General features: G+C 67.7%; 13 protein-coding genes. 6 read left to right on the top strand and 7 right to left on the bottom strand.

Annotated elements, in window-relative coordinates; translation table 11 throughout:
- Positions 1-17: 17 nt before the first annotated feature.
- Together HWX87_RS08385 and HWX87_RS08380 are read left to right on the top strand one after the other, a co-directional pair.
- Complete coding sequence (locus tag HWX87_RS08385; protein WP_124448805.1) at positions 18-443, top strand: organic hydroperoxide resistance protein; 426 nt, start codon at positions 18-20, stop codon at positions 441-443.
- 58 nt (positions 444-501) lie between these two features.
- Entirely contained in the window at positions 502-1,536 is a 1,035-nt protein-coding gene (locus HWX87_RS08380) for an alpha/beta hydrolase (protein ID WP_176046691.1), read from the top strand.
- Between the two features lie 152 nt (positions 1,537-1,688).
- Here the strand turns inward: HWX87_RS08380 and HWX87_RS08375 are convergent, their stop codons facing one another.
- The 6 genes from HWX87_RS08375 to HWX87_RS08350 form a co-directional block, all read right to left on the bottom strand.
- Positions 1,689-2,015 carry a c-type cytochrome gene (locus HWX87_RS08375; protein WP_176046690.1) on the bottom strand — a complete coding sequence of 109 codons (327 nt, stop codon included), beginning with the start codon at positions 2,013-2,015 and terminating at the stop codon, positions 1,689-1,691.
- A gap of 108 nt (positions 2,016-2,123) precedes the next feature.
- Positions 2,124-3,932, bottom strand: a complete 1,809-nt coding sequence (locus HWX87_RS08370) for a hypothetical protein (RefSeq protein ID WP_176046689.1) — start codon at positions 3,930-3,932, stop codon at positions 2,124-2,126.
- A gap of 77 nt (positions 3,933-4,009) precedes the next feature.
- The gene (locus HWX87_RS08365) at positions 4,010-5,050 is read right to left on the bottom strand and encodes a porin (RefSeq protein ID WP_176046688.1); all 1,041 of its coding nucleotides are present in this window, start codon (positions 5,048-5,050) and stop codon (positions 4,010-4,012) included.
- Between the two features lie 264 nt (positions 5,051-5,314).
- Positions 5,315-6,337, bottom strand: a complete 1,023-nt coding sequence (locus HWX87_RS08360) for a porin (protein WP_176046687.1) — start codon at positions 6,335-6,337, stop codon at positions 5,315-5,317.
- A 69-nt stretch (positions 6,338-6,406) separates the two neighbouring features.
- On the bottom strand, positions 6,407-7,345 hold the full coding sequence (locus HWX87_RS08355) for a 2-hydroxyacid dehydrogenase (RefSeq protein WP_176046686.1): 939 nt from the start codon (positions 7,343-7,345) through the stop codon (positions 6,407-6,409).
- Complete coding sequence (locus HWX87_RS08350) at positions 7,342-7,767, bottom strand: VOC family protein (protein ID WP_176046685.1); 426 nt, start codon at positions 7,765-7,767, stop codon at positions 7,342-7,344. Before HWX87_RS08350 ends, HWX87_RS08355 begins: the two co-directional genes overlap by 4 nt.
- A gap of 206 nt (positions 7,768-7,973) precedes the next feature.
- Between HWX87_RS08350 and HWX87_RS08345 the strand changes: the two genes are divergently transcribed.
- Both HWX87_RS08345 and HWX87_RS08340 read left to right on the top strand, forming a co-directional pair.
- Complete coding sequence (locus HWX87_RS08345; RefSeq protein ID WP_176046684.1) at positions 7,974-8,924, top strand: alpha/beta fold hydrolase; 951 nt, start codon at positions 7,974-7,976, stop codon at positions 8,922-8,924.
- Positions 8,925-8,962: 38 nt separating this feature from the next.
- On the top strand, positions 8,963-9,886 hold the full coding sequence (locus HWX87_RS08340) for a dihydrodipicolinate synthase family protein (protein ID WP_176046683.1): 924 nt from the start codon (positions 8,963-8,965) through the stop codon (positions 9,884-9,886).
- 38 nt (positions 9,887-9,924) lie between these two features.
- Here HWX87_RS08340 and HWX87_RS08335 read toward each other — a convergent pair whose 3' ends face one another.
- Positions 9,925-10,584, bottom strand: coding sequence for a GntR family transcriptional regulator (locus HWX87_RS08335; RefSeq protein WP_059242390.1), 660 nt, complete (start codon positions 10,582-10,584; stop codon positions 9,925-9,927).
- A 272-nt stretch (positions 10,585-10,856) separates the two neighbouring features.
- Between HWX87_RS08335 and HWX87_RS08330 the strand changes: the two genes are divergently transcribed.
- Both HWX87_RS08330 and HWX87_RS08325 read left to right on the top strand, forming a co-directional pair.
- Positions 10,857-11,777 (top strand): fumarylacetoacetate hydrolase family protein, encoded by a 921-nt coding sequence (locus HWX87_RS08330; protein ID WP_176046682.1) that lies wholly within the window; start codon positions 10,857-10,859, stop codon positions 11,775-11,777.
- A 53-nt stretch (positions 11,778-11,830) separates the two neighbouring features.
- Positions 11,831-12,829, top strand: a complete 999-nt coding sequence (locus HWX87_RS08325; protein ID WP_176046681.1) for an ABC transporter substrate-binding protein — start codon at positions 11,831-11,833, stop codon at positions 12,827-12,829.
- The last annotated feature ends 30 nt before the right edge of the window (positions 12,830-12,859 follow it).

Here is a 12,859-nt window from a genome sequence, read left to right as displayed (position 1 = left end):
CTGAAAAGGAGTCTGTCATGTCGATCGAAAAAGTGCTGTACCGCGCCCATGCAAAAGCCACCGGCGGCCGCGACGGCCGTGCGACGGTGCCCGAAAGCGGTCTCGACCTGAAGCTGACCACGCCGCGCGAACTCGGCGGCGCAGGCGGTGCAGGCGCGAACCCCGAGCAACTGTTCGCCGCCGGCTACAGCGCGTGCTTCATCGGCGCGATGAAGTTCGTCGCGGCCCGCGACAAGATCGCGATGCCCGCGGACGCGTCCATCGAAGGCAGCGTCGGCATCGGTGCGATCCCGAACGGCTTCGGCATCGAAGTCGAACTGAAGATCTCGCTGCCGGGCCTCGATCGCGACGTCGCGCAAACGCTGATCGACCGCGCGCACCTCGTGTGCCCGTACTCGAATGCGACGCGCGGCAACATCGACGTCACGCTCACGCTTGCCTGATTCATCGCACTGCGAATCATCCATCGTCATTCACTTGCCAACACCAGGGAACACCATCATGAAGATCGTCAAGCCGCTGCTGATCGCCGCCGCCGTTGCAGCCGCGCTGTCCACCGCACCCGCCGCCTTCGCGGCCGGCACCGACACCGTCCGTCCCGATGCGAAGACGAGCGCGTTCCTCGCTGCGCTGAACGGCCAGAAGGGCCCGGGCCTCGAAACGCTGAGCCCCGCGAAGGCGCGTCAGGTGCTGGTCGACGCGCAGAACGGCGCGAAGGTCGATCTGTCCGGCATCGACGTGTCGAACCGCACGATCGAGCAGGACGGCCTGTCCGTGCCGGTCACGATCGTGCGCCCGCAAGGCGCGACGGGCACGCTGCCGGTGTTCGTGTTCATCCACGGCGGCGGCTGGGTGCTCGGCGACTTCCCGACGCACGAGCGCCTCGTGCGCGATCTCGTCGTGCAGTCGGGCGCGGTCGCGGTGTTCGTGAACTACACGCCGTCGCCGGAAGCGCATTACCCGGTTGCGATCAACCAGGCCTATGCGGCGACGAAGTGGGTGGCCGCGCATGGCGCCGAGATCGGTGTCGACGGCAGCCGACTCGCGGTGGTCGGCAACAGCGTCGGCGGGAACATGACGGCCGTCGTGGCGCTGATGGCGAAGGACAAGGGCGGCCCCGCGATCCGCTTCCAGGGCCTGATGTGGCCGGTCACGGACCACAACTTCAACACGGGTTCGTACAACGCGTATCAGCAGGGCCACTTCCTGACGCGCCCGATGATGAAGTGGTTCTGGGACGCCTATACGAAGAACGAAGCGCAACGCAACGAGATCTACGCGTCGCCGCTGCGCGCGAGCATCGCGCAGTTGAAGGGCCTGCCGCCCGCGCTGATCCAGGTCGCGCAGTTCGACGTGCTGCGTGACGAGGGCGAAGCGTACGGCCGCAAGCTCGACGCGGCCGGTGTCGACGCGACGACCACGCGCTACGACGGCACGATTCACGACTTCGGCCTGCTGAACGTGCTGGCCGACGATGCGCCGACGAAGGCCGCGACGAAGGCGATGGCGAATGAAATCGCGACGCGGTTGAAGTAACGCGGCGGGCTCGCACGCGTGCCGCAAGCGTCGCGGTGCGCGTGCGAACGATGCGGAGGCGGGGAGGCGGGCTGATGCCCGCCTTTTTCGCATGCAGCCGGCACGCGGGATCTATCGTTTCGACCCGCGCGTCTCATGCTGGCGATCGTCCGCTACTTCCCGTCCCGGTTCAGCGACATGATCCACTTCGCGAATCGCGCCGCATCGTCGGCCGAGATTGCGTTGGGCGGCATCGTCGCGCTGCCCCATTTGCCGGTACTGCCTTCGAGCATGCTTTTCTGGAGCTTCGCGAGCGCATCGGAGTCGTCGCGGTAGTGCGCGGCGATCGCGCGGAACGGCGGGCCGATTTTCGTCGTATCGAGCGTGTGGCATGCGCGGCAGGTCTGCTCGCTGGCCGACGTCGCGGCGTGGCCGGGCGTTGCCGCCGTCGCGAGTGCGAGCGCGCACAGCAGCGGGGCGGCGAAGGGTTTGAACATCATCGGGAAAGCGTCCTTGAACGTGAACCCGCCGGTCGCCCGGCGGGGATCGATACGATGCGATTCAACGCGCGCCGGACGGTCGCCCGCCCGGCCATTGCATGGCGCGACTCAACGCGGCGGCCACGGCTTCGCCGGCTTGCCGAGCACGGGCTCGCCGAGCAGCGGCGTCGACAGCGCATACGCACCGTTCTCCGTGAAGGCCCAGATGATGTTGCGGTCGTACTCGGTGTAGATCGCGAACACGCCCTTGCCGAGCGTATAGGACGGCAGCTCCTTCTCGTCCGCGAGCGCCGGCACGAAGTAGCCGGCAATCGTCGGCTTCGCCGGGTTCTTCACGTCGTAGATCTGCACGCCCGCGTTGTAGAACGAGTACGGGACGATGCCCTGACGCCACGTGCCGGGCTGGCCGATCGCGTTCGCGCGCTTCGGCCCGAAGTTGCCGCCGCGCTGGCAGAAGCTCGTGAACGGCGCGCCGGCCGGTACTTCCGGCACCGGCAGCTTGGCCGCGACCTTCAGGTGCGACGGGTCGCGCGCGTCGACGACGAAGATGTCCTTGTACGGCTCGTAGCAGTCGCGGTTCATCGGATAGCCGTTCGTGAGCACGTAGCCGGTGCGTGCGTACTGGCTCACGTCCGCATTGTCGAATTCGGTGCCCGCGAAGCTCGGCGGTGTGTTCACGTTACCGAGGACCTTCGGCTTCGCCGGGTCGCTCAGGTCGAACGCGTAGAAGCCGAGGCCACCCATTGCGCCGAAGCCGATCTTGCCGCCGTTCTCCAGCGGCTTCGGCAGGAAGATCGGGTTGCGCGAACCCATCCACGACGTCCGGTTGCCGGCGCGCGGATTCATCAGGTACGCCTGCTCGTGTTCCTCATTGCCGAGGATCTGGCCGGGCACCGCGATCTGCGACACGAAAGCGGGGTTCGCCGGATCCGACATGTCCCATACCTGGTAACCCGGCGAGTACAGGTAGTTCGGATACTCGGTCAGCGCATAGCTGTCGTCCGGCGCGGCCGCCACGATCATGTACTTGCCGCCGTAGTACTCGGGTGCGTCGAGCGAGCCGGAACCCTGCTGCTGGCCGATCGGCGCGTCGGGGTGGCGGTAGTCGGTCGTGCGCGTCGCGATCAGCTTCCACTGGCTCGGCAGCGGGCCGTCCATCTCGTACACGCGGAAACCCTTCAGCGAGTTGTAGCGGCGCTGCGCCGCGACCTTGTCGGGCTGGTCGATCTTCTCGGTCATCAGCCCGTAGCGGCCGATCTCGAACGACGCGACGAGCACCGGCTTGCCGAGCTTGCGGCTCCACGCGACCGTCGCGCCGCCGAGGTAGTCGTGTACGTTGTTCGGATCGAAGTGCTCGCTCGAACCCTTCGGCCCCCATACACCGCCCCTCGAGAATACGACCTTGCCGTGCGCGGGGTCGGTGACGTCCATGATGCGCAGGTAATCGCGATCGTGGATATACAGGTAGCGCTTGCCGTCGAAGTCGACGATGTTGTTCCATGCGTGGAAGGGCGAATCGACGCCCGGGTAGAACGCGAGCACCTTCACGTTCTTCGCATAACTCTTGCTGTCCCAGGTCGAAAGCTCACCGGGGAAGCGCTGCCCCTGGTGGACTTCGGGCGCCGCCTTCGGCCACACGAACCGGCCGGTGGCCGGGTCCATCCCGTAGTCGACGCCGGGCTTCAGCGGTACCGGCCGGCGCTCGGGCGTAAGGCGCAGCCAGCCGGCGAGATACGGATCGGCGACGGCAGGTGTGCCGGGCGTAACGGATGCGGCAACGCTTGCGCTCGTGGCGGCGGGGGCTTCCGCCGCCGGTTGCGCGGCGCTGGCGAGCGCCGACGCCGCGATCAGGATCGATGCGGCAGCGGGGCCGATGATCCGGGCCTGCGGAATATGTCTGTTGCGTGGTCGAAGCATGAATGTCTCCTTGTCATGATTGTGTCGTGGCGTCGCGAGCAGCAGGCAGGGCGGTCGCGGCGCGCGAATCCGGATTATCAGAACGCGTGACGAATCCCGATCTGGAACCCTGACGGGTTCTGGCCGCCGTCCGGATACACCTGGAACGTGACCGGATACGCGACGGGCACGCGATGCTGGCTCTTCACGTGCGCGGCGGTCACGTACAGGTCGGTGCGCTTCGACAGCCCGTAGATGTAGCCGATCACGCCACCCGTCGCGCTCGAGATGCTCGTGTTGTTGTCGTCGTGGCGATGGACGACGCTCAGGTACACGCGGTTGATGCCGTCGATGTTCCAGCGCGCGCCGATCTGCGCGTCCCAGCCCTGCGAGTTGAATGCGACGTACGGCGGATACGCGTAATAGCCGTTGTACGTGTGATAGATCACGGTCGGCTCGAAGCCACCGAAGCGGTACACGGCCGAGAAGTAGTTGTCGCGTGACGAATGGATCTGCGACGAGCGGAAGATGTCGCGCGTGTATTGCAGCTCGCTGACCGCACCGAGGAACAGCGGCCCGTTGCGATACTCGATGCCGGTGCTGAAGAAGCGCCCGGCGCGCGTGCCGTCGCCGAGCCCGGTCGTGATCATCACGCGCCCGGTGAAGCCGTGGAAGGTCGGTGTCTTGTACTGCAGCGCATTGTCGACGCGGTAGGTCGCGTAGAAGAACTGCATGTCGTTGACCATGCTGAAGTCGGCCGCCCACGTCGGGTCCGCATAGCCGGCCAGCCAGTACGACGGCGTGAACTGGCGGCCTATCGTCAACTCGCCCCAGTTGCCCTTGAGTCCGACGAACGACTGCCGGAACTGCGTCGACTGCACGCCTGTGTTCGCGGCAAACATCGGCTCGATCGTGAAGACGGCCTTGTTGCCGCCGCCGAGTTCCTCGACGCCGCTCAGGTTGAAGCGCGAATTGTTCAGACCGCCGCTCGACATCCGCGTGATGTTGCCGCCCGGGCCCGACGAAATCAGGTGCTCGATGTTCAGGTCCATGTAACCCGAGAGCCAGATGCGCGACTGCGCATGCGCACCGGCGCAGGCGAGCAGCATGACACTGGACGCGATCAGCTTCTTTTTCATTCGGTCTCCAAATAGTCGTCGTTGTTTTCCGGGGCGAAGCGGCTTGCGCCGTACGGGCATCGTGCGAGGCGATCCCGCGGGCGGCGGCCGGTTCGCATGACGCGAGCGGGACGCGGGCCGTGCCGGTTCATGAATCGTGTCTGTGTATACATGAACTGAGAAAAATTATACGCACGGACGTTGTTGAATCCGAAGCACTTCTTTTTTATACAAAACAGCGGTTTGGTTATAGCGGGTAGACCCGGATACGCGGTGCGGCGCCCGTCAGAACAGGTGTCGGATGCCGAGCGCCCAGGTCGTCGCGATGCCGCTGCCGCCGAGCCGGTCGTACATGGCGAGCGCATAGACGTCGGTGCGCCGCGACAGCGTGTAGTCGAGCCCGGCCGCGCCGGTATTGCGCGACACGGCCGTCCGTAATGCGGTGCGGCGCGTGTACGCCCATTCGGCGAGCGCAGCCAGCCGCGATGTGACGGGCACCGACATGCCGGCCTCGAACGTGTGCGAACCCGTGTCGGTCGCGGACGTCCGCGTGCCCTGTATCGCGCCGTACAGCGTGACGCGTGAAAACGCGTACGCGAAACCTGCGAGGTACGCGCTCTGCGTTGGCGCGGCCGCGCCTGCGGCGATTCGGGTTCGTTGTGCGGCAGCGACCGCCGTGAGCGGGCCGCTCGCGTAGCGCAGCGACAGACCCGCGTTGGCCGCGCCGCTGGCACCCGCAAGCCCGCCGGGCGCGTAGACGGCGCTCGTGGTCAGCCCGCCGACGGTCGGGCTCGTGTACTGGATCGCGTTGTTCCAGACTGTGTCGCCGGCGATCGTGCCGCCATACGACGCGACGAAGGTCTGCATCACCAGCGGCGAAAACAGGATCGATGCGCGGAACGGATTGACGGCCTGTTCGGCGAGATAGAGCAGGTTGGTCTGCCGGCCCAGCGTCACGGTGCCAAACGGGCCTTCGATGCCCGCATACGCGTTGCGCCCCCAGTACGGGTCGGCCGACGTACGGCCGATGCCGCCGTTGACGGGCTGGAAGAAGCTTTCGAGCACGGCGAGCGCGCGGTAGCCGCCGCCGAGATCCTCGACCACCCGCAGCCCCCAGTACGGCGCGGTGAGCCCGGGGCTCTGCATCGCGATCGCGGCCGGCGGGCCGCCGCTGCGTTTCGAGCTGGCGACGTCGAGCCCGATCAGGCCGTACAGCGTCGCGGACGATTGCGCGTGGGAGGAACGGCCGGCCAGCAGGCCGGCGGCCGCGCAGGACAGCGCGGCGATGCACAACGATCGGACCTTCATGATGGCGATCTCCGGGGCGGCGCGCAGCCGCGCGGCGAACGAAACGGCGCGGGGATGCGCCGCTCGCACCTATGCGGCGCGTACCGCGAATTCGACGGGCAGGCGGGAGAAGTGCTGCGCGAGGCTTGAGAGCAGCGCGTCGCGCTGGGCGAGCCAGGCGGCCGGCGAGCGCCCAGCAACATGCGGCGTGACGAGCACGTCGGGATGGCCGAACAGCGCGGCCGGCACGTCGGGTTCGTGCTCGAAGACGTCGAGCCCGGCGCCCGCGAGCTCGCCCGCATCGAGTGCATCGAGCAGCGCGGCCGTGTCGAGCACCGAGCCGCGCGCGACGTTGACGACGTAGCCGTGCGGTCCGAGCGCGCGCAATACCGTGCGGTCAACCAGATGCCGCGTGGCCGGGCCGCCGTGGCACGCGATCACGAGAAAGTCGCTGTCGGCCGCGAGTTGCACGAGATCGGCGTAGTAGCGGCCGGGCGCATCGTCGTGGGGGGCGCGTGCGTGATAACCGAGTGTCGTGTCGAAGCCCTGCGCGCGCGCGGCGATCAGCCGGCCGATGCGGCCCATGCCGATCACGCCGAGCGCGGCGCCGGTCAGCGTCGGTCGCGCCGCACGCGATGCGTGCCAGCGGCCGGCCCGTACCGCGCCGGTGAGGGGCGCGTAGCCGCGCGCGAGCGCAAGCAGCATGCCGATCGCGTGGTCGGCGACGGTCGCCGCATTGGTACCCGGCGCATGCGTGACGACGATGCCGCGCCGCGCGGCGGCCGCGACGTCGACGTTCTCGTAGCCCGCGCCGAATGCGCAGACGATTTCGAGTGCGGGCAGGCGTGCGATGCGCATGTCGTCGAGCCCGCAGGTGCCGTTGGTCACGACCGCGCGGATCGTGCCGGCTTCGGGCAGTTCGGCCGGCATCCCGTCCGGGTGATAGTGCAGCACGTAGTCGCGCCGCAGCGCGTCGAGCGTCATGTCCGGCAACGGCACCAGTGCGAGCACCGCCAGCCGCGCGGTCACGATTGCGTGCCCGCTGCGCCGGCCGGCACGACCTCCTTGACCGCGCCCTTCCAGCCGTTCGACGTGATGTCGAACACGGTGCCGTCGGGCATACGGTATTTCACTTCATAGAACACGTTCGGGTCCTGCTCGTGCCGGCCGGTCAGATAGGTGCCGCCGGCCGCTACGACGCGCTCGGCCGTCGCGTCGACGTTGTCCACCCACATCCCGAAGTGGATCACGCCGCGCACGTCCTTCAGCCCCGCATAGCCGGGCACCGTCTCGTCCTTGAAGTTCAGCAGCGCGACGTTGATCGTGCCGTCCGTCATGTAGATCCCGCGCATCGCGTTGCCCGCGCGGCGCATGCCGAACGCGCGCTCGAAGAATTGCGCGGCCGCTTCCGGGTCGTCGACCGAAAGCGCGATGTGGCGAAGCTTGTCCATGGGTGTCCTTGAAGAATGTCGGCGTGCGACGGATGAGTGCATGGGCGTGACTGTCGCGCAAAAATGCCTGGATTCTCATTGGGTATACTACGTAGTGATTGTGTATACACAAAACGAAATTTATATACCAGAATGGTCCTCGTCGCCGTTCGAACGGCGGAACACCGGCTCGCGCCGGCCGCTAGTCGTCATGCAGGGAGGCAGGGATGCACGCTTGGCAGGAACCGCTGGGAAATCTGTCGGAAGCGCTGAGGGCGCGCTTTGGGGAGATCGGCGCCGTCTGGGGGCAGGACATCGACGCGCACCGCGACTGGGTGATCGACACGTACACGCCGCTCGTCGCCGCGCGTGCCGCGACCGACCTCGGATGCGAGATCGAGCGCGACGTTCCGTACGGGCCCGATGCGCGTCAGCGTCTTGACGTGTTCGTGCAGCACGCGACCCGCCAGGGCGCACCGGCCGACGTCATGCTGTTCGTGCATGGCGGCGCGTTCGTGCGCGGCCGCAAGAGCATCAACGGGCTGATCTACGACAACGTGCCGCGCTGGTTCGCGCGTCACGGCTACGTCGCGATCAACGTCGAATACCGGCTGGCGCCCGACGCGCCGTATCCGGCCGGCGCGCAGGACATTGCGGCCGCACTCGACTGGACGCGCGCGCATATTGCGTCGTATGGCGGCCATCCGGGGCGGATCTTCATCGTCGGGCATTCGGCGGGCGGTGCGCATGTCGCGACGTATCTCGGCGATCCCCTGCTCGATGCACGGCGTGGCGAACGTGTGGCGGGCGCCGTGCTGATCAGTGCGCGGCTCGCGGCCGATACGCTGCCCGACAACCCGAACGCGGCGGGCGTGCTTGCGTACTTCGGCAGCGACCCGTCGCGCTACGCCGCGCGCTCGCCGCTCGCCTACGCGGAGCGCATCGACGCGCCGTTGATGATCGTCGTCGCCGAATACGAGAACCCGTATCTCGACGCGTACGGCGCGGCGTTCTTCGAGCGCGTCGCGCGTGCGCGGCAACGCGAACGCCGCCCGGGGCGCGCACCGCGCTTCATGCAGATGCCGCATCACAACCATACGTCGGTGGTCGCCCATTTCGATTCGGGCGAAACGCTGCTGGGCGACGCGATGCTGGATTTCTTCAGCTTATGCGCATGACTGCCCGCCGATCGGCTCATCCAACCGGAGACTCCCGCATGTCTGCCTTTGCCACGCCGCGCGTGTTCGCGCCCGTCCTCACGCCGTTCCGCGCCGACCTGTCGATCGACGCGCCGCGTTTCGTCGCGTTCTGCCGCTGGCTCGTCGGGCAGGGCGCCGGGCTCGCGCCGTTCGGCACCAACAGCGAGGCGAACTCGCTGAGTGTCGCGGAGCGCTGCATGTTGCTCGACGAGATCGCGGCTGCCGACATCGATCCCGCGCAGGTGCTGCCGGGCACCGGCGCGTGCGCGCTGCCGGACGCGATCGCGCTGACGCGCCATGCGGTGGCAACCGGCTGCGCAGGCGTGCTGATGCTGCCGCCGTTCTTCTACCAGGGTGTGAGCGATGAAGGATTGTTCGCGTACTACGCGGGCGTGATCGACGCGGTTGGCTCGGAGCAGCTGCGCGTGCTGCTGTATCACATCCCGCAACTGACGGGCGTGCCGATCACGCACACGCTGATCGAGCGGCTGGTGGCCGCGTATCCGCGCACGGTGGTCGGCATCAAGGACAGTTCGGGCGACTGGGCGAACACGGTGACGCTGCTCGAACGCTTTCCGGGCTTCGCGGTGTTCCCGGCGTCGGAGGCGCTGCTCGGTCGCGCGCTGCCGCTCGGTGCGGCCGGCTGCATCTCGGCGACCGCGAACCTGCAGCCGCACGCGATCGCGCAGTTGCTCGCGGCGCCGACGGTCGTCGAACGCGCGACATGGGAAGGGCGCGTGTCGACCGTGCGCACCGCGCTGCAATCGCCGTCGATGATTCCAGCGTTGAAAGCCGTGGTCGCGCATTTCACGCGGCACGGCGACTGGGCGCGCGTACGCGCGCCGCTTGCATCGCATGCAGCGGCCGACACGCGTGCGCTGCTCGCGCAGCTCGACGCGCTCGGCTTCACGATGCCGTCGATCGATGCGGCGCGCGCATGACGCGGCTCAACGCACCGCGCGGCCGCGCCGGTTTGCCGTCAGATCGATTCGCGCTCGTTGCGTTGGCGCTTGAGCCGGCCGAGCACGACGATCGACAGGCGCGCGGTGTGGTCGCGCATCGCGTTGTACGCGCGCTCGGGCTCGGCGGCGAGGATCGCATCGACGATCTCGCGGTGCTCGTCGGTGGCTGCCTCGAAGCGCTTCGGCGACGCGGGCTGCGCCGCGCGAAAGCCCGCGAGGCGCTGCCGCTGCACCGCGATGATCGACGCGAGCGACTTGCTTTGCGCGCCCTTGCAGATCAGTTCGTGGAATTCGCGGTTGAGCTGGAAGTAATCGGCCTCGTCGCCGCGCGCGATCGCCTCGTTCATCTCGATCTGCAGCTCCTCGAGCTGCTTCTTCTCGACGACGCTCATCCGCTGCGCGCTGAGCCGGCAGCACAGCGCCTCGAGTTCGCACATCGCTTCGAGCATGTCGGCGAGTTCGTCGAGGCTGAACTGCGCGACGACCACGCCCTTGCGCGGCGTCAGCTCGACCATGCCGCGTGCGGCCAGCTCGCGCAGCGCTTCGCGAATCGGCGTGCGCGACGCGTTGAACCGCTCGGCAAGCGCGATTTCCTCGAGCTTCTGGCCCGGTTCGAGCGTGCCGTCGATGATCTCGTCGAACAGCAGGCGATAGATCTTGGAAGAGAGCGTGGTCATCGTGTCGTGTGTGGTGTGGACATCGCGGTCGGCAGCGCCTGCCGGCCGGAACCCGCGCGGGACGCCTCGGCCGCCGGGCCGGCCCATTATGCGCCCGCCGCCGGAGCCGCTCAATTTGCGACGCGCGGCGCCGGACCGGACCCGCCGCGCAGTGTACGCGGAATTCGTTTCCGACCCGATAGGAGTATACGAGAAATATCAAATGAATACACGAGTGATCTATTGTATACGCGTCACTCGTCCCCTCCTGACGACGACAAAAGAGGACAACCGTGATCTGGTTCGGTATCGCAACGTATGAACTGAATGGCCGCGTCGCGGCGGGGCTCGCGATGGAAGGCGCGCTGTACGACGCGCAGGCCGTGCTGCAGCGGGCGGGCGGTGAGGACGCGCCGCTCGACGTCGACACGCTGGTCGCGGACTGGCCGCTGCGCGGTGCGCAGACCGTCGCGCGCCTCGAGGCGGCCGCGCGCGAGATCGCCGCCGGCCGGCTCGACGTGCAGCCGCTGGCAGGCTACCGGCTGCACGTGCCGTATGCGCCGCGGCGGATTTTCGCGGCCGCGTCGAACTACTACGAGCATGCGCGCGAGATGGGCACCGAACTCGCGCCGCGCGAGGAAAGCTCGCCGTACATGTTCATGAAGGCCGAGACGAGCGTGGTGCCGACGCTCGCCGACGTCGTGATGCCGCCGCAGGCCGAGCGCGTCGACTGGGAGGTCGAGCTGGCCGTCGTGATCGGCCGGCCGGGCCGCCACATCGCCGTGGAGGACGCGTTCGACTACGTCGCGGGCTACACGATCCTGAACGACGTGAGCGCACGCGACCTGAATCGCCGCACCGACTATCCGTTCAAGCACGACTGGTTTCGCGGCAAGAGTTTCGATACCTTCGGTCCGCTCGGGCCCTGGCTCGTGCCGCGCGCGTGCATCGCCGAACCGCAGAACCTGCGGATGCGGCTGGCCGTCAACGGCGAAACGATGCAGGACGGCAATACCGGCGAGATGATCTTCAGTATTGCGGAGCAGATCCATTACCTGTCGTCGATCCTGACGCTGCAGCCCGGCGACCTGATCGCGACCGGCACGCCGACGGGCGTCGGCATGGGGCGTGGCATCTATCTGCAGCCGGGCGACGTGATGGTCGCATCGATCGACGGCATCGGCTCGATCGAAAACCCGCTGGTGCGCGGGTAAGCCGCGCGTGCCGCGCCGGCCCGGCCCCGAACTCGACAAGACAGGAGGAGGACATGTTTGAGCGCATCCAAGCGCTGGCGCGCGGCGCGGTGCTGGCCGCGGGCCTGTGGGCCGCGGCCCCGGCCGCGCAGGCGGCCGACGCGGTACGCGTCAATCTCGCCTGGCTGCCGCAGGGCAGCACCGGCGGGATCCTGGTCGCGCAGGCGAAGGGCTTCTACAAGGACGCCGGCCTCGACGTGACGGTGCAGCGCGGCTACGGCGGCCAGCGGACCGTCAACGAAGTCGACGAAGGGCTGTTCGAGTTCGGTTACGGCGACCCGGTCAGCGTGATCCTGAATCGCGCGCATGGCGGCCATACGGTGCTGGTCGGCGCGATCAACACGCGCTGGCCGGGTGCGATGTGCTATCTCGAGCGGCCCGGCTTCAAGCCGAAGTCGCTGAAGGATCTCGCGGGGCTGTCGCTCGGCGGCGGCAACGCGTCGGCGGTGCAGAACATCGTGCCGGCATGGCTGAAGCAGAACGGGATGGCGCCCGGCGCGATCCGCCTCGTGCGGCTCGATCCGGCCGTGATCAATACCGCGCTGCTGCAGAAACGCATCGACCTGTCGGAATGCTGGGAGGGTGCGAGCCTGCCGGTGCAGGCTGCGTTTGCGCGGCGCGCGGGGCAGACACTCGGCAAGGTCACGTACCGCGATCTCGGGCTCGACATGCTCGGCAGCGGGATCGTGACGACCGATGCGTACGCTGCACAGCATCCGGACGTCGTGAAGCGCTTCGTCGACGCGACGTATCGCGGCTATGCGCTGATGCGCGACCGGCCGCAGGACGCGGTCGATGCAATCGTGTCGCGCAATCCGCTGCTCGACCGCACGATCCTGCGCGAGCAGATCGACGAGACCAATGCGTTGATTACCGACGACGCGTCCGGCCACCAGCTCGGCTGGCTGCGGCCCGAACGCATCGACGCGACGCTCGGCTTCGTGTCGCGCGCGTTTGCGCTCGGCACGACGGTCAAGGCCGGCAGTCTGTACACCAATCGCTTCGTCAAGTAACCCGATCGGGATCGCGGCGGCGGCAGCGAG

The sequence above is a fragment of the Burkholderia sp. BCC1644 genome (assembly GCF_902833225.1).
Classification (GTDB): domain Bacteria; phylum Pseudomonadota; class Gammaproteobacteria; order Burkholderiales; family Burkholderiaceae; genus Burkholderia.
Note: the sequence above shows the minus strand (reverse complement) of the source record. Positions and strands in the feature narration are given on the sequence as shown.